15 protein-coding genes and 1 tRNA gene are annotated in these 15,730 nt (G+C 55.9%); 7 read left to right on the forward strand and 9 right to left on the reverse strand.

Annotation, left to right across the window (positions count from 1 at the left end; genetic code table 11):
* Positions 1–6: 6 nt before the first annotated feature.
* Genes CCALI_RS12655 through CCALI_RS12670 form a run of 4 tightly spaced genes read right to left on the reverse strand, consistent with a single transcriptional unit; the run spans position 7 to position 2,489 of the window.
* A complete protein-coding gene (locus tag CCALI_RS12655) occupies positions 7–372 on the reverse strand; it encodes a response regulator (protein ID WP_016483866.1) in 366 nt (121 codons plus the stop codon).
* A gap of 7 nt (positions 373–379) precedes the next feature.
* Positions 380–1,291 carry a CheR family methyltransferase gene (locus CCALI_RS12660; protein WP_016483867.1) on the reverse strand — a complete coding sequence of 304 codons (912 nt, stop codon included), beginning with the start codon at positions 1,289–1,291 and terminating at the stop codon, positions 380–382.
* Positions 1,292–1,306: 15 nt separating this feature from the next.
* On the reverse strand, positions 1,307–1,858 hold the full coding sequence (locus CCALI_RS12665) for a chemotaxis protein CheD (protein WP_016483868.1): 552 nt from the start codon (positions 1,856–1,858) through the stop codon (positions 1,307–1,309).
* A complete protein-coding gene (locus CCALI_RS12670) occupies positions 1,851–2,489 on the reverse strand; it encodes a chemotaxis protein CheC (protein WP_044950507.1) in 639 nt (212 codons plus the stop codon). Before CCALI_RS12670 ends, CCALI_RS12665 begins: the two co-directional genes overlap by 8 nt.
* 261 nt (positions 2,490–2,750) lie before the next feature.
* Between CCALI_RS12670 and CCALI_RS12675 the strand changes: the two genes are divergently transcribed.
* Complete coding sequence (locus CCALI_RS12675; RefSeq protein ID WP_016483870.1) at positions 2,751–4,697, forward strand: polysaccharide lyase family protein; 1,947 nt, start codon at positions 2,751–2,753, stop codon at positions 4,695–4,697.
* Between the two features lie 110 nt (positions 4,698–4,807).
* Here CCALI_RS12675 and CCALI_RS12680 read toward each other — a convergent pair whose 3' ends face one another.
* The 3 genes from CCALI_RS12680 to CCALI_RS12690 all read right to left on the reverse strand — a co-directional run bounded on the left by CCALI_RS12680 (position 4,808) and on the right by CCALI_RS12690 (position 8,343).
* Positions 4,808–5,566 carry a collagen binding domain-containing protein gene (locus tag CCALI_RS12680; RefSeq protein WP_016483871.1) on the reverse strand — a complete coding sequence of 253 codons (759 nt, stop codon included), beginning with the start codon at positions 5,564–5,566 and terminating at the stop codon, positions 4,808–4,810.
* 13 nt (positions 5,567–5,579) lie between these two features.
* Positions 5,580–7,370 (reverse strand): helix-turn-helix domain-containing protein, encoded by a 1,791-nt coding sequence (locus CCALI_RS12685; protein WP_016483872.1) that lies wholly within the window; start codon positions 7,368–7,370, stop codon positions 5,580–5,582.
* Positions 7,371–7,608: 238 nt separating this feature from the next.
* Positions 7,609–8,343 carry a translin family protein gene (locus CCALI_RS12690; RefSeq protein WP_082629893.1) on the reverse strand — a complete coding sequence of 245 codons (735 nt, stop codon included), beginning with the start codon at positions 8,341–8,343 and terminating at the stop codon, positions 7,609–7,611.
* 79 nt (positions 8,344–8,422) lie between these two features.
* Between CCALI_RS12690 and CCALI_RS12695 the strand changes: the two genes are divergently transcribed.
* From CCALI_RS12695 to trxB, 6 genes are all read left to right on the forward strand, one after another.
* Complete coding sequence (locus tag CCALI_RS12695) at positions 8,423–9,220, forward strand: phytanoyl-CoA dioxygenase family protein (protein ID WP_044949245.1); 798 nt, start codon at positions 8,423–8,425, stop codon at positions 9,218–9,220.
* A gap of 149 nt (positions 9,221–9,369) precedes the next feature.
* Positions 9,370–10,131 (forward strand): SDR family NAD(P)-dependent oxidoreductase, encoded by a 762-nt coding sequence (locus tag CCALI_RS12700; RefSeq protein ID WP_016483875.1) that lies wholly within the window; start codon positions 9,370–9,372, stop codon positions 10,129–10,131.
* 115 nt (positions 10,132–10,246) lie between these two features.
* Positions 10,247–10,492, forward strand: a complete 246-nt coding sequence (locus tag CCALI_RS12705; protein ID WP_016483876.1) for a hypothetical protein — start codon at positions 10,247–10,249, stop codon at positions 10,490–10,492.
* Between the two features lie 158 nt (positions 10,493–10,650).
* Positions 10,651–10,742 (forward strand) — tRNA-Ser (locus CCALI_RS12710).
* Between the two features lie 78 nt (positions 10,743–10,820).
* Positions 10,821–11,978 (forward strand): lytic transglycosylase domain-containing protein, encoded by a 1,158-nt coding sequence (locus CCALI_RS16505; RefSeq protein WP_016483877.1) that lies wholly within the window; start codon positions 10,821–10,823, stop codon positions 11,976–11,978.
* A gap of 18 nt (positions 11,979–11,996) precedes the next feature.
* The gene (gene trxB / locus CCALI_RS12720) at positions 11,997–12,989 is read left to right on the forward strand and encodes a thioredoxin-disulfide reductase (protein ID WP_016483878.1); all 993 of its coding nucleotides are present in this window, start codon (positions 11,997–11,999) and stop codon (positions 12,987–12,989) included.
* A 16-nt stretch (positions 12,990–13,005) separates the two neighbouring features.
* Here trxB and CCALI_RS12725 read toward each other — a convergent pair whose 3' ends face one another.
* Positions 13,006–14,190, reverse strand: coding sequence for an aldo/keto reductase (locus tag CCALI_RS12725; protein ID WP_016483879.1), 1,185 nt, complete (start codon positions 14,188–14,190; stop codon positions 13,006–13,008).
* 42 nt (positions 14,191–14,232) lie between these two features.
* The gene (locus CCALI_RS12730; RefSeq protein ID WP_016483880.1) at positions 14,233–15,339 is read right to left on the reverse strand and encodes a serine hydrolase domain-containing protein; all 1,107 of its coding nucleotides are present in this window, start codon (positions 15,337–15,339) and stop codon (positions 14,233–14,235) included.
* Positions 15,340–15,730 lie beyond the last annotated feature (391 nt).

Genomic DNA, 15,730 nt, shown 5'->3' on the forward strand with positions numbered 1-15,730 from the left:
TAGGGTTTAGACACCAATGATCTTTTGTACGGCCTCCAGTACCTTATCGGGTTGGAACGGCTTGACAATAAAGTCTTTCGCGCCAGCCGCAACCGCTTCGAGCACCATCTGCTTCTGGCCCATGGCCGTACACATGATGATATTGGCCTGAGGATCGATCTTCTTGAGTTCGCGAACGGCGGTTATTCCATCCATCTCTGGCATGGTGATATCCATGGTCACGAGGTCGGGCTTTGTTTTCTGGTAAAGGTCCAACGATTCCAGCCCGTTGGAGGCCTCGGCAACGACCTGGTAGCCGTTTTTTTCTAAGATGTTTTTAAGGGTAACGCGCATAAAGAGCGCATCGTCGGCAATCAATATCTTCTTAGCCATCGTATTCCTATCTCCTTAACTTGCTGTAGGTTCGTTCTAGGGGTTTCTGGTGGGGCGTTTCCCCAGTTTTTCGATAAAAGAAAGGCAGAGGGGAATCGAAACCGATCTCGCGATAGCGAAAAATTCGTTCCGATCCGCCTACAAAAAGGTATCCGCCGGGCTTCAAGGCCTCGTAGAAGCGTTGATAAAGCGCCTCTTTGGCCTCTTCGGTGAAGTAGATCACCACGTTGCGACAGCAGATAAGGTCAAAATCCTTTTCGAAAGGGTCACAGAGGAGGTTATGCGCGCGAAATGTGACCCGTTCTCGAATGCGAGGACATAGGGTATAGCAGGCGTCTGTATCGGCTGGGAGGCTGGTGTTTGGCGTGCCCTGGAAATAGCGCTGCAGAATAGAGGGATCCACGTGGCGCACATCGGCGCGTGTAAACCGCCCTTGCTGCGCCTTCTTTAAAATGGAGCGGTCTAAGTCGGTCGCGAGTATTTTATGCGGCCTCTCTGGGGCAAGTTGATCGAGCAGAATGGCCAACGAATACGGCTCGGCACCGTAGGAGCAGCCAGCGCTCCATACGCGGAGAGGGCCTCCCTTCGCCAAAAGCTCGGGCAATATATGGGTTCGGAGCTCCTCCCATTTCTCCGGGTTTCTAAAGAGCTCCGACACGTTGATCGTCAGTCGGTCGAGAAACAGGGCGTACTCTTGCGGATCGTGTTCGAGCAGGGCGTAATACTCCATAAAGCTCTTCTTGCCAGCGCGTTCCACCAGGCCCCAAAGCCTGCGGTGCATCTGCTGCTGTCGGTAGAGGTTCAGGTCAATGCCGGTTTTCCGAAGGATGTGCGCTTTAAACTGGCTATAGTCTGCGGTTTCCAGGTAACGCGCATCCGTCTCTTCATTTTCTTGCAGGTAAGTCTTTGCAATCGCCATTTCACAGCCTCCTTTTTACGCTGCCTTTGCCAGTGAGGACGGGTTTATAGATTTCCATCGTGGCGCTTTCTCCGCAGCTCCGAGGGCAGCAAGCAACCGCTCCGCTTGTCCTGGAATCCGCACATAGACGCGCCCATCGCCATAAAAGAGAAGCGTCCTGCCCACATTTCCTCCTAGGTCTGCCGCCACAATGGGCAGTCCAAAGCGGGCTAGCTCCTGCTGCACGGCCTCCACATTGCGCGGCCCGATGTCAAGTTTGCTGATGGTGCCAAACCCTTTAAAGATCTGCCCACCGCCGGCCAGAGCCACTCGCATTCGGGAGCGGAGGGCCCCTTCTTTCTGTAGCTTTTCAATGAGTTGAGGAACCGCGATGTCGGCGTAACGCGGGTCGTCGTCCTCCGGATTTGTGCGGTTGGGTAAAACCACATGGGCCATGCCGGCCAGAGACAAGACCGGATCGTAGATGCAGACGCCGACACAGCTGCCTAAGCCCAAAGCGATCAAGAGCGAGTTTTCTGAGCGGCATATTTTGACCTCAGCCATTCCAACCGTTATCTTTTCACTCAATGGGGCGCTCTCCATAGAGGGCGTTTAAAAAGATAGACAAACTATTCGATTCCGGAATGTACAAAAAGAAACCTTCTAAGTCGGTCTCGCGCTGTTCCATGTTGGTAACAATGGTCAGTGCGTCTGTTTGTAGGGTGCCAGTAGCTGCCAGCATCGAGGCAAGGCTTGAGAGAATGCTGGCGGTGACGTCGCAGGCGAAAGCCGGTGGGGTGGTGAACAGGGTTAGGCCGGTAAGTTCGCTGATGGCCATAAGGAACGAGGAGACGATGATGTTCCCCAGCTCCATGAGGGCGGAGCACTCTAATTCTCCTAACACCTTTGTGGTGCCAAGCGGCTGTCCTAAAAGCCTGTCGGCCGTTTTGAGAGCCCCTTCTTGAGAAAGAAGAAAGGCAACGTGTCCCGGAGCATCGCCCTCCACCGCTAAGTAGATGCCGATGGCCTCGTCCTCCGGTCTGCACAGGATCTCAAGGAAATGAGAAAGCGGCACGATATCCACACACGGCACATGCATGCCGATGCGCCAATCGGTGAGCGTCGCCAGTGCCGTTACCGCGTGCCCTGTTCCGATATTGGCGATCTCGCGGATGGCATCGAGCTGTTCTGATGTTAGTTTTAGGCAAGTTGTGTTCATGGCGCTGACTCCGGCGAAATTTTCGGCCCAAGCTGTCCTCTCATTGAGGGTGTTTGGACGAGGAAACCGGATTTTTGGCCAAAATCCGGTAGCTTTGCGAGGAATAGTGAAGAGGATGTTAGAAAAAAGCTCTTTGCTATAGGGTCGGAAGGAAAGTCGGCGCAATGGAAAGAACAAAAAGAACAAAACCATTACGAACCTCTTGCAGCGAAAAACGTCTCTATAGGCAGGAGAAGACATTTTTTCAAAAGGAATGTAAGAATGTTTCTTCAGTATCCTCGGCAAAAACCCCGTCGAACTGTGCGCGTGGGAGCGACAGTGGCTTTGATAGGGTGGCTGGCATATCCTGTATGGGCCCGACAGGCTCCTCCGGTTACCCTTTCTGAAACGCCGCGGGCATTTGTCCTCTCTAACGGTATCCTTACAGTGCAGATCGATAAGTACAGCGGCAACATCACCTCCTGGAAGTATAAAGGCCTGGAGCTGATGAGCCGTGAGCAGGGCTACTGGTCGCAGGTGGGAAGCACCCGCCATTTTGGAGCTAAACGGATGGCATTGGTGCGCGTCAGCCCTGCTGCCTCGCACGGCGCCGAAGTTGAAGTGGCCGTGCGCGCCCTATATGACGCGCACAACCCCTCCGATCAGTTGCCAGTGGATGTGGAGTGGCGCTACACCCTGTTTCGAGAAGCTTCCTGGCTTTACGCAAGCGCCCTGTGGCATCATCCGCCAAGCTACCCTTCTTTCTCGGTGGGTGAGGCGAGGATGTGTCTTAAGCTCAACCCCGCCGTTTTCGACTATTTGGTGGTGGATGCCCAGCGCCAGCAAAAGATGGCTACTGGTTACGATTGGGATCATGGTATACAGTTGAACCTGAAAGAGGCACGGCGCCTAACGACCGGTGTGCGAGCTGGTGAGGTGGAACATAAGTACGACTATGCCGCCGTGCTCTACCAGACGCCGGCTTACGGCTGGACAAGCACACACGATGGAGTGGGCTTTTGGATGATCAATCCGAGCTTTGAATACCTTAGTGGGGGGCCGACACGACCGGAGCTGACAGGGCACGTAGACACGGTGTTGTTGAATATGTGGCTTAGTAGCCACTACGGAGGAAGCTGGCTCGCCATAGACAAAGGGGAGGATTGGACGAAGTTTGTAGGGCCTTTTGTGCTGTATGTGAATAGTGGTTCGACCCCACAGGCGATGTGGCACGATGCACTCCATCGGGCGGCCTTGGAGAAGGCGAAGTGGCCCTATCCATGGGTAGACGATCCGAACTATCCTTCCGCCTCTCACCGCGGCACCGCTGACGGCCAGATCCTTGTGCACGATCCCTACCATCCCCATTTAGAAGTTCGAGATATGTGGGTCGGGCTCACCGCTCCGGACTATCCCGCGCATCAGCCGGTCGGTTTCCCACCCATGGTGGATTGGCAGCGCGATGCAGCCCACTATCAGTTCTGGGTTCAGGCAAACCGCGACGGCTCCTTTCGTATACCAAACATTCGGCCTGGCCACTATACCCTCCACGCGTTTGCAACCGGAGTGCTCGGAGAGTTTGAGAAAACGGACATCTCCATTAACGCGGGAGAGACGCTCCATCTGGGCCGGTTGATCTGGATTCCAAAGTATTATGGGAAGCCTTTGTGGGAGATAGGCGTGCCTGACCGAACGGCGAGAGAGTTTCGGCATGGAGATCACTACTGGCAGTGGGGCCTGTACTATCTCTACCCTAAGGAGTTTCCTCATGGAGTTCAGTTTGTTATAGGGAAAAGCGACTGGCACCGCGATTGGAACTACTGTCAACCGCCCATCATCTATGGTGACCCAGAGTGGGGCACGGTATGGCAGGTGGCCGACAGCATATGGTCTATCTACTTTACGCTGCCGAAAGCGCTTGCAGGAAAGGCCTACCTACGGTTGGCTTTTTGCGGTAGCCGCCAGGGAACGCATATTACCGTGCTCGTCAATGGAAGGGTTGTAGGAGACACTGGCCCGCTTCCTGATTCGGGAGTGATGCATCGAGATGGGATACAGGGCTACTGGTGCGAGCGCGACGTTGCATTCGACGCCTCTCTCCTGAAGGCTGGCCAGAACGTTATTCAACTGAAACTGGAAGCCCACGATTGGCCGCAAGGCGTGCTTTACGACTATCTGCGGTTGGAGGTCTCTCCAACCACTTCAATCCTCACCGGCGCAAGAGAGTAATGCCATTCACACCACTATTTCACACGATAGTCTTGCCTTTACGGTCTCAACCCTTACCGAGCCTTCTTGGCCCTCTGTCTGCCTATCTCCTTAACTTACTTTGAGTTCCTTTAGAGGTTGGGGGGAGTCGGGTTTGGATCGGGAGTGGGCTTGCCGCCGTTGGAGAGCGGTAACGTCGTTGTTGGCGGGTTTGGGGTGGTATCGGAGGGTACTGTGGCCGTAATGGATTGCGGCGTGATGTTGGCGGCAGCGCCCGCCACGGTGAAGGTTCCATCTGCGTTGACCGTAGCGACCCCTCCATCTAAAATAAGCGTAGGAAAGATGGCGAGGAGGTTGCCTTGGGCATCGTAGACCTGGGCTTTGTAGAGGGGTGCGTTTCCAGATGGATTCGACACTTGGGTAATGGCGATTTTGGCCACGTTGGCCGCATTAAAGTTGGCCGGTAGGAGGGCGATAACGACCTGGGTGGGGCGATTGTTGGCCAGTAAGAAGGAGAAGTGTTGGCTTTGCAGCGACGTGTCGTTGGGCTGTACCTGGATGGTGACTGGGCTTTCGACGCTGCCGGTCGGAATGCCGTTGATGGCGAACTGCCCGTTGGAATCGGTATAGACGCGATAAGAGAGAAACTGTCCGTTTGGCGTTGAGGTAGTGATGGTGACCGTGGCGTCGGGCACAGGCGCTGTGGGGTTGGCCGCCTGAATCACCTGGCCAAGCACGGCACTGCGCCCTGGTGGAATGCCTCCGCCGGTGAACGAGCTAATGCCTCCGCCACAGCCATCGAGCAGAAAGGCGATCACGCTCCATATCAGTGCCAATAGCACCTTGCTGCTTTTCCATATCCTGTTTTGTTGGACACCGGCGGGGGTCATCGTCCAAATCCTTCTAACGCTCTACACGATCCAACAGGGGAGGCCAGCTCGTCTGTTCCAGAAAGGCTTCTCGTTCCTGACGACGATTTTGACTTAGTAGCAGATTGGCGTAGCCAGCGTACACGGCCAGGCAGTCCTCATTTTCGAGAAGGGTATCGGGCAGTTGAGCCTCCTGAAGGGCGCTGCGCAACTGGTTAAGCAGGCGGATGGCCTGATTCCAGTGATTTTCGACCTCTTGGAGGTTAGGGGCGGCACGATCGAGGCCAAGAAGTCCGAGGAGATGATGGGCCCGCCACGCCGCCTCTAGAAAGCCGGTCTCTTGGGCGAGGGCGAGGGCGCGCTCGCCCTGTTCTTGCGCTTGAGTCAGCGTCTGAGGATCTTTACTTTGCAGGCGTAGCGCCTCTGCCAAGCGAACACGCGCTAAGGCTTCGAGATGGCGCGCACCGAGTTTGGAGGCGTCGTTCAAAGCTTGTTGGGCGGCTTCTCTTGCAGCGCTCGCTTGTCCCTCAGCGAGGTAGAGCCGTGTGGAGCGGAGCTGGCATTCGATGCTTGAACCGGCATAGCGTACCGAGGCAGCGACGGCATGGGCCTGCGCAGCATGATAGCGTGCCTCCGGAAGCCGTCCAGAAAGCCCTAGGTAGGCGTCGGTGAGGGCTAGCTGTGCGTAGAGCTCTGCTTGCCGGTCTCCTCGGGAGAGCGCTTGCGCCAACGCGTCCTTGCCGTGTTGAATCGCCGTATTAAAGTCGCCGGCTGCTGCAAAGAAGAGGCCGAGCCAGGCTCGACTCAGGGTCTCCCTCCGCTGGTCGCCGAGAAAGCGGGCAAGTTGCAGGGTGGCCGTCCAGCCGGTATGGGCTTCCTTCCATCGGCCGGTGGCAAAGTCTATCCACGCGAGGTCGAAACGCGCTTCCAGGTGTTGATCGGCGTTCCCCAGTTGTTCTGCTTCGTAGAGACAGGCTTCGGCGAGGGCGCGGGCGTTGGCGAAGTCGCCACAGGCCATATAGACGTTGCGTTGGTTTGTGTTCACATAGAGGCGGCCTATGCGCGCCTCAGAGCCATCGTCCTGTTCCAGAGCGTCGAGAACGCTGTTTGCCTCCTCAAAAAGACGCATGGCCTCGGCAAACTCTCCAAACTGTTCGTGCAGGCTGCCTAGGGCCAAAAGTCCGCGCCAACGTGCGGAAGGGAGGGTGCTGTTGGCAACGATAGAAAACTGCGCGCGAGCCTCCTCAATGCGCCCCAAGCCCCAAAGCGCTTTTCCTAAGCTCTGACGAGCGGCCAGCTCGGTTTGGATATCGCCAAGCTCAGAGGCTAGTGCAACGGCCCGGGTGAGGGCATCGGCGGCGCGAAGGTTCTCACCGCAGGCAAGAAGCGCGTTGCCAAGTTGCTCTTGAGCGCGCACTTGGGCTGCTCTGTCGCCAAGCTGGTCAGTGAGGGAGACAATGCGTTCACAGGTGAGGACAAGAGCACGTTGATCGGGAGGGCCCGCCTGTGCTGTCGCTAGCTCTTGTAGAGCGCGAAGGCTTTCTGCAAGCCGTGTGGCGATAGGCTCCTGAGCCGATTCGGGCTTCTCTTCTGGGGCCTCTACCGTATCGGCGTAAAAGTAGGTAAGGGGCACGTTGCAGATGGCCGCAATCTGCTGAAGCCGATCGGGTTGAGCTAAGGTGCTACCGGATACATATTGGTAGATGAGCGCGCGCGAACAACCCAAACGGTTGGCCAACTCCTCCACCGTTAGCCCCGCACGTTCTACGGCCTGCTGTAGGCGTTTGCCCTGTTCGCGTCTACCCTCGCGTGTTCTTAAGTCCATACCAAGCCTTCGATTCACAAGGCCAGGGGGCAAGGGGGGCTAGTTGGCTATCGAAAAAATCGGCAACTCGTGCTACACTTAGGGAGAAATCACTAACGTACGTATTATAACACGAACAGGCCCTCGCCGTCAACGGAGCGTAAAATAAAAAGGCCGCCTCCGCACAACGTTCCAGGGCTACGGAGGCGACTTGCCAAACGGCTAACACTTCAGAAAGGAGATCACGCACTTTCTTTGACTACGTTTCCGTTGATTGTGTTCCAAGCCCGTTTTGCAGAGACTGTTCTAGGGAGCTGCGAAGACGATTCTGGATGAAGGTGAGCGTAAGATCGGCTCGACTTCGTTCAAGTACGGCGCGAAGGTTATCTACGGCGCGACGTAAACCCTCGGTCAGCGCGTCGGGGAAGTCGAAGGTGATGAGCAAGTCATAGATGGCCTCCATCGAGTCGAGCACGCGGCTGGCAATGTCGAGCTGGTCTCGGCGAAGGCTATCGAGCAGATACCGCCGACTCTCACTGGCGGCCTCCGCGAGGCCGTGAAGATAGGCTGCCGATTCTACACCAAGCTCTTCAGGAGTGGGAAGTGGGGCTTCCATCACAATGGCGAGCATGGCCTCGGCCTCAACGTACTCCTTTTGCGCATCGTGAATATAGCCGGAATAGAAGAGGTCGGGATAGGGCTTGAGAAGGGCATGCGCGGCGAAAAGCTTCTCGCGCGCCTCCTGAATAAGCTGTTTGGTGACGTCGAACTCCTTCCGATGGACGGCTCGGGTTGCGCGCGACGTGTATTGGATGATCTCTCGACATAAGCGCAACGTCTCTTCACGAGCCTGATTCTTTGCCTCGAAGTCGGCGCGCAGTCGTTGACCTACCGTTTCTAGCAAGGCCGAATAGTCCATTTTCTTCTGTCCTTTTCTAAAAAAGTATTTTACCTGGCTGTTTTGAAGGGCGATGCCGCCGATCTCAAGGCCCACGTCAGGAGCCTTCAAGAAAAAGCAGGATATCGTAAACCAAACGCGAAATCTACAACACAAAACCATGGGGGGTGCCGAGATGAGCTACTTCCGTGTGGATGCAGACCAGGTAGCACGATTTGCAAGAGACGGCTACTTAATCGTTCACCAGCTGCTCGACGCCGAGGAGACGGAGCTGCTGCGTAAAATCGCCAAAGCGGATAGGGAGATTTTGGAGAAGCGTAGCGGAAGGCAAGATGCAGAAGGAAAAAAGGCCTTAATTATCTTGCATACCGATCTCCGAGACGATATCTACGGTGCCATTGTGCGTTCGCGGCGTATCGTAGACACAATGGAGCAGCTTTTGGGCGGCGAGGTCTACCATTGGCACCATAAGATGACCATGAAAGAGCCGTTTGAAGGTGGGGCCTGGGAGTGGCATCAGGACTACGGGTATTGGTACAACGACAACTGCCTTTTTCCCTACATGGCCAGCGTGCAGATCGCCGTGGACGCCTGCACCAAAGAGAACGGTTGCCTGCAGGTTATTCGAGGCTCCCATCTATTAGGGCGGCTCGATCACGGTCGGGTTGGTGACCAGACAGGGGCGGATAGAGAGCGGGTTGAGGCCGCATTGCAGCGCCTTGAGCTTGTCTACTGCGAGCTGGAGCCAGGGGATGGGGTGTTCTTCCATTGTAACCTCCTCCATCGTTCCGATGCCAATAGAAGCCCACATCCTCGGTGGACTTTTCTCTGCTGCTACAACGCGGCCCGTAACGATCCGTTCAAACCAGGGTGGTATCCCAACTATTCCCCCCTTGAAAAGTGGGACGATTCGCGCGTTAAGGAGGTGGGGCGTCGCCAGTGGGAGACCATGGTGGCGGCAACCACGGCTTAATGTCGTTGTGCGTTTCCGAACACACGCTTGCCTTTAATAGAGGAAAGAAGCAAGAGGCGTTTCGTTGTGGCGTAGAACGCCTGAGGCATGGTTTGTAGAATGGGAATGGAGGCGAACGGTTGAGGCTAAGAAAGGAGAGACCACCCTCTTTGTTTCGACTCGATAACAAAGTAGCCGTGATCACGGGGGCTGGATCGGGCATTGGAGAGCAGATAGCCGTCCTCTTTGCGCAGCAGGGCGCACACGTTGTGGTGGCCGATCGGGATGAGACGAACGGCCGTCGAGTTGTGGAACGCATAGGAGCCCAGGCGCTTTTCCTGCCGATGGACGTAACGGTCTCTCGAAGCGTGAAAACGGGTTTGGAGCAGATATTCGAGCGCTTCGGCCAACTCGATATACTGGTTAACAACGCTGGTGTCGGGTTTGTGGGCAGCGTAGAGGAGACGCCTGAGGAGGAGTTTGCACACCTGATGGGGGTGAATGTGGCAGGCGTCTTCCACGGTTGCAAGCATGCAGCTCCTTTAATGCTGCGGCAGGGCAAAGGAAACATCATTAACATCGCCTCGGTGGCAGGCCTGGTGGGCATCCCTCGACGCTTCGCCTACTGCGCTACCAAAGGTGCCGTGATCGCCATGACACGCCAAATGGCCGTGGACTACGCCAAGAAGGGCCTTCGGGTGAATGCGATTGCGCCCGGCACTGTGGAAACCCCCTTTGTGGAGAGCTACCTGCAGCGTTTCCATGCCGGGGAGATCGAGCAGACACGTGCCCAACTTCATGCGCGCCAACCCATTGGACGTATGGGACGCCCAGAGGAGATCGCCTTAATGGCGCTCTATCTAGCTGCCGACGAATCGGAGTTCGTAACCGGTTCGGTGCTCGTTATTGATGGAGGCTGGACGGCGGCATAGCTGCCCTAAAAACGAAACCACCCGGCAAAGTTCCTCGTCAACCACTGCAGAAGGAGATGAAAAAGACTCTCAAGAATTAACTACCTGAGAGAAACGTTATCGAGAGGGAACGGGTATGGGGGCAGCATCCTTGTTACAGTGGCAAACACTGATTTTCCTTTTGCCCTTTTCGATTTCCGCTCTGCTGCTATTGCTGGCTTCTCTGAGGTTAGGGCATCATGGAGGGCATCATGCCGGTGGTCATGCAACATTAGGGCATGCTCATGATGTTGGCACTGCGATGGGGCATCAGGCGGTAGGGCCTGATGCTGGTGGGCACACGGTCAGTCATCAAGCGGAAAAGACGGCCCATGCGCCCTAAAGACGGTCCGTCCCCTTAGGTTGCCGATCGGTTCGTCTATCTGATAGGCTTTCTCAAGAAACGAGGGTGGGTTAGAATTGCCTTCAAAGCGTTGAAAAACTCCTCCAAATGGGAGTTGCAATTTTCTGTAGATTGTGATACAATAGAAAAGCACGTACGGAGAGATGGCTGAGTGGTCGAAAGCGGCTGACTGCTAATCAGTTGTAGGGGCGTATTGCCCCTACCCCGGGTTCGAATCCCGGTCTCTCCGCTTTAGAACGGTTTCCGCGGCACAGTTTATCCGCTGTGCCGTTTCCCTTTTAAGGAAGCCTGCCCGGAACAACGGACGATGCCACCAAGAAAAACGTTTCTCCTTGTGCTTCTATGGGTCGGCTGGAGCGGCCTTTTGAGCCTTCAAAGCGCCCAAGCCAGCGATGGAGCCCACTACCTGCTTTTGCGTGCTCGTGCCCACTACAATCCCTCGCTAAGCCCAAAACAGGTCGAAGCCGATCCTGCCCGCTATGAGGGCAGTGCACTGGAGGTGCAGGGCAAAGTAATGGGGTGGGCTGGCGGTGGCGATAACGTTACAGTGCTGCTTTTGCCAACAAACGATTTGAACGACCCCCTCTCGCTGAGTGTGCCTGCCACCGAGAGGAGTTTTTTTAACGCGCTACAAGATATGGGCGGTGCAGCCACCATTCGCGTGCTTTTGCGAGTGGAGGCTCTCGATGCCGATTCCAATATCCCCAAATATAAGGTGCTCGCCGCCGCTTTGGAAGACGATATCGAGGCCGCCTTAGCCGATGCGAAAACGCGGGCCGAGGCGCAAAAACTGCAGAAGATGTGGGATAAAGTCCAATGGCTGCAGGCCTTCCGGCGTTCCCTGCCGCCCGATCTGCGAGGAAGTATGCCCGCTCGAGGAGGCGAAATAAGGGCCCCTCTGGCCGTGGAGGGAGATGCTAGCGTGCAAACTGCCGTCTACACGGCTGCGATGCCGCCCGAACTTCGAACGATGTTCCTTCCCTATTTTCAGTATATCGCTTCTCGAAACCCCTCTTTGTCGGATCGGGAGGTTGGCCTGATTACCTACTGCTTGCTAACCGACTCGTATCAGTTGCAGGTGGACCCGCGGCTAACCGTCTCCATGATCATCGCCGAGTCGGATTTCGATCCGAAGTGCACCTCCAACAAAGGCGCCATGGGGCTCTGTCAGCTGATGCCTGACGAGGTACAGCGCTACGGTCTCACCGATGGCTACGACATCGCCCAGAATATTTGGGGAGGCGTGATGGAGCTGCGAGAGTGTCTTGACCGCTATCAGGCCTATGCCTCTCCGGATGGATCCCTCAGCGACGAGCAGATTCGACTGGCGATGGCGGCCTATAACGCCGGCCCGGGCGCTGTGAAGAAATATGGGGGGGTTCCGCCGTATAAAGAGACGCAGGAGTATGTTCGCAAGGTGTTGCGCTATTTCCACCAACTCTGCGGCACCAGTTCAACCCCATAACCTCCTTAGGAAGGAACCATGTTGCATAAAGTGATCATTCTTGGCTCGGGGCCGGCAGGTTACACGGCGGCCATCTATGCCGGTCGAGCCAATCTCCGTCCTTTGCTGATTGATGGCGGCGTAGGGCGTGGACAAGAGCTGCCCGGCGCCGGCGGCCAGCTGATGATCACCACCGAAGTCGAAAACTACCCGGGCTTTGCTGAAGGCATTCAAGGGCCGGAGTTGATGATGAATATGCGCAAACAGGCGCTGCGTTTTAATATTGAGCTGGTAGAGGATTTGGCCACCAAAGTAGACCTCTCACAACGTCCCTTCAAAGTTTGGGTTGGCAACACGGTTTATGAAGGGAAAACGCTGATCATTGCTACGGGCGCTGTGGCAAAATGGCTTGGCTTGCCAGAGGAAAAACCCGTTTGGGAGGGCGGCCTCGGCGGAGCCGGCATCTCGGCGTGTGCCACCTGCGACGGCTTTTTCTTTCGAGGCAAGGAGGTGGCCGTGGTAGGAGGCGGTGACACGGCGATGGAAGAGGCCATCTATCTCACAAACCATGCCACGAAGGTTACCGTTATCCATCGGCGAGACACGCTGCGTGCCTCCAAAATCATGCAGCAACGCGCCTTCAGCAACCCTAAAATCGAGTTCATCTGGGATTCCGTGGTGGAGCATGTGCACGACCCCGCTCTAAAGAGAGTAACCGGCCTCACCCTTCGAAATGTGAAGACGGGGGAGCGGCGTGAGCTGCCCGTATCGGGGCTGTTTGTTGCCATCGGGCACAAACCGAATACCGACCTCTTCGTGGGGCAACTTGAGCTTGATGAAAACGGCTACATACGAACGCATCACGACGTTCGTACGAGCGTCTATGGGGTTTTTGCTGCGGGCGATGTGCAGGACCACGAATATCGACAGGCGGTTACCGCTGCCGGGTCTGGCTGCATGGCGGCCATTCAAGCCGAGCGCCTTCTCGAACAAGAGGGCGACGCCATGCCTCAAACCAGCCCTGACTGGTGATCAGGAGGGCGCTTCCTCACTCGTGCTGGCTTAAACGTTTCTGCGCCTCGCCCTGAAGCATGGCGTGGGCCTCGCGCAGTATCTGTGGGATGCGATCGGCGAAGGGGCTCTGTGCCAGAGCCGAACGTAGCCGAGCTTCATCGAAAGAGGCGGCGTTGTTTCCCGGAAACCAGTGCCCCCCATTGCCCAAAAGGTTATAACGCATCCGCGCCCATTCCACCAGATCGAAGGCGCGTGCATAGGTCCAAAGGCGCAGTATCTCCATAACGTTGATCTCACCAGGAACCTCATGATACTCCGGAATCCCCTGCCACCATCCGTTTGCCCAGTCACGTCCCACTGCGCGCTCTAATTCCTCGCGAAGGCGCGCTTCGACTGGGGCGATAGCCTGCGGCAGCTGGTCGTAAAAATTGAGGGCGGCCACGTGTTCGTCAAAGTCGGAGGGGCAAGCGGCTCCTACGCTGAGCGTGTGCACTTGGGGGCGAGCTAAGCAGAAGAGATCGTTGAACTGCATTGGGGTAAAGGGGGCACACAGAGCGATGAGTTTTGCTGGAGGCCGATAGAGCATTCCGCCTTTATCTGAGGGCGAGATGATAAACACGCCCATATCGTGGCGCGTAGCGGCCTCAATGGCCGGCCAGTTCTGCTTGTTAACAAAGTACCAATGGAGGTTCACATAGTCGAACTCACCGGTCTCGATGGCGCGTAGGATGACGCGACAGGAGGCATGGGTGGAGAATCCGATAAAACGCACGCGCCCTTCGCGTTGCAACTGTCGCGCCGCCTCTAAACAGCCGCCCTTTCGGAGAACCTGATCAAGCAGCTCATCGTTGTTGACACCGTGGAACGCCAACAGGTCTACATATTCGAGACGAAGATAGCTTAGGGAGCGCGCGAAGGTTTGGAGAAAGTCCGCTGGGTTTTCCGCAGGGGCCACTTTGGTCTGCACAATAAGCTTTTCACGAGGCAGCTTTGGAAGCACCCATCCGAGTTGCATCTCACTGGTGCCGTAGCCGCGTGCCGTCTCGATATGGTTGATGCCGAGTTCTAGGGCGCGATGGATGGTGGCCTCGAGGTTGGCCTGCCCTTCGCTTGGAATCTCTTCGGGTGGCACATCCTGCCATTTGTGTTGATAGCGCATGCCACCGCAGGAGAAGACGGACATCGAAAGCTCCGTACGGCCAAAACGTCGGTAACGCATAGTCTCTGTCAACGCTTATCTCTCCCTCGGTCGAAATTCGGTCTATTTTGGAGCAGTGGGCGAACCCAAGTAAAAGCGAATGAGCGTGCTGGCGGCCGCATCGCAGGCTTCGGCAGCGCGATCGCCGCCGATATTGGTGGCGATGAGCACGGCGAAATCACGTTTTGGGGCAACCCACGCCACACAGAAGTTCATTGTGTTGCTGCCAGCATGGGTATAGACGCGTCCGCCACCCCAAGGACGGTCGGTAATAAGCCATCCGCCCGCATAGTTGCTGCCGGGGGAAGGGGCCAGTAGCCGCTGTAGGGTTGTGGCCTGCAAAAGTCCGTTGCGACCTTCCATCCCTCGCAAAACGCACTGAATGAACTTGGCCCAATCTTCCACGGAGCAGTGGACTTTTCCTGCGGGGGCAATGACGTCGGGGTTATCGCTGAGGGGGCCTGGCGGAATGGGATCCGGTTTCCCATCGGAGCCGAACACATGTTGCCATGGGGCATCTATTTTCCCCACAGTGCCCATAGCGCCAAAGCCGGCGGTCGTCATATGGAGGGGATGAAATAGCTTATCGGTAATAAGCTTTTCCCAAGGTGTGTGGGTTAACTGTTCAAGGATAACGCCTAACAGCGCATAGTTGCGATTGGAGTAGAGAAAGGTTGTGTCAGGAGGATTCACGGGCGGATCGGCCAGGATCATGCGGGCGTAGGCAAGCCGTTGCTTCATAGGCGTGCCGGGGAGGTGATGTAGGCTTTGAAATGTTTGGCCGGGGGGCCAGCTTTCCGCAGAAAACCCGCTCCGATGTTCCAAGAGCATGCGGATGGTAACACGACGATAGTCCGGTTGCATTTGGGCGGCGAGTTGAGGAAGCGCTTTCGAAAGCGGGGTATCCCACTGCAGCTTTCCTTGTTCAACCAGGAGGGCAACGAGGAAGGCGGTCATCGCCTTCGTGTCGGAGCCGAGATGGAAGGGGTCGTTTAGGGTAACGGGCACGTCACTGCCAAATTTGCGCATGCCCACAGCTCCTACAGCGATAAGGCCTTTCGAAGTGACGATACAGCCGGCCAGGGCCGGGAGGTTGTATTGTGTCTGAATGGGGGTTAGGAGGCTGTTGAGAGAGGATGGAGGTGAGACGGCCATGATAGTTTGATTCAAGAGGAGCGTTCCTATGAACACAAAACAAGGGCAGAGTGATTTCATGTTATTTGATTTGCGAGTAAGGAGTGCTGAGTTTCGATTTCATTATACTTGATCCTTGTGTTATGCGCGGCATATGGGAGGAAAGTTCTAAGGGAGGCGAGACAGCGGAAGTGCGCTAGAGATGGGAGAAGGTTCTAAGAGTCAGGTTTCTCATTCGCTCTTGCAAGGAGCTGCTCCAAATTATGAATGCAGGAGCAGTCTGTTGCGTAGGAAATGGGCTTGACAACGCGGAAAAAATACTCTATAATGATTATAGAACAGAATATAATAGGCTCACATCCTGTTTTAATAGGATTTTCAGTTCAGATAGCGAATCTTCATGTCAATGGAAGGAGGTGATCTAGCG

Origin of the sequence: Chthonomonas calidirosea T49 (genome assembly GCF_000427095.1) — a bacterium.
In the GTDB taxonomy this organism is placed as follows: domain Bacteria; phylum Armatimonadota; class Chthonomonadetes; order Chthonomonadales; family Chthonomonadaceae; genus Chthonomonas; species Chthonomonas calidirosea.

Excerpts from the sequence above, each read along its gene's own strand:
- CCALI_RS12655 (WP_016483866.1), bottom strand. The coding sequence starts at position 372 with ATGGCTAAGAAGATATTGATTGCCGACGATGCGCTCTTTATGCGCGTT.
- CCALI_RS12660 (WP_016483867.1), bottom strand. The coding sequence starts at position 1,291 with ATGGCGATTGCAAAGACTTACCTGCAAGAAAATGAAGAGACGGATGCG.
- CCALI_RS12670 (WP_044950507.1), bottom strand. The coding sequence starts at position 2,489 with ATGAACACAACTTGCCTAAAACTAACATCAGAACAGCTCGATGCCATC.
- CCALI_RS12675 (WP_016483870.1), top strand. The coding sequence starts at position 2,751 with ATGTTTCTTCAGTATCCTCGGCAAAAACCCCGTCGAACTGTGCGCGTG.
- CCALI_RS12680 (WP_016483871.1), bottom strand. The coding sequence starts at position 5,566 with ATGACCCCCGCCGGTGTCCAACAAAACAGGATATGGAAAAGCAGCAAG.
- CCALI_RS12685 (WP_016483872.1), bottom strand. The coding sequence starts at position 7,370 with ATGGACTTAAGAACACGCGAGGGTAGACGCGAACAGGGCAAACGCCTA.
- CCALI_RS12695 (WP_044949245.1), top strand. The coding sequence starts at position 8,423 with ATGAGCTACTTCCGTGTGGATGCAGACCAGGTAGCACGATTTGCAAGA.
- CCALI_RS12705 (WP_016483876.1), top strand. The coding sequence starts at position 10,247 with ATGGGGGCAGCATCCTTGTTACAGTGGCAAACACTGATTTTCCTTTTG.
- CCALI_RS16505 (WP_016483877.1), top strand. The coding sequence starts at position 10,821 with ATGCCACCAAGAAAAACGTTTCTCCTTGTGCTTCTATGGGTCGGCTGG.
- trxB (WP_016483878.1), top strand. The coding sequence starts at position 11,997 with ATGTTGCATAAAGTGATCATTCTTGGCTCGGGGCCGGCAGGTTACACG.
- CCALI_RS12725 (WP_016483879.1), bottom strand. The coding sequence starts at position 14,190 with ATGCGTTACCGACGTTTTGGCCGTACGGAGCTTTCGATGTCCGTCTTC.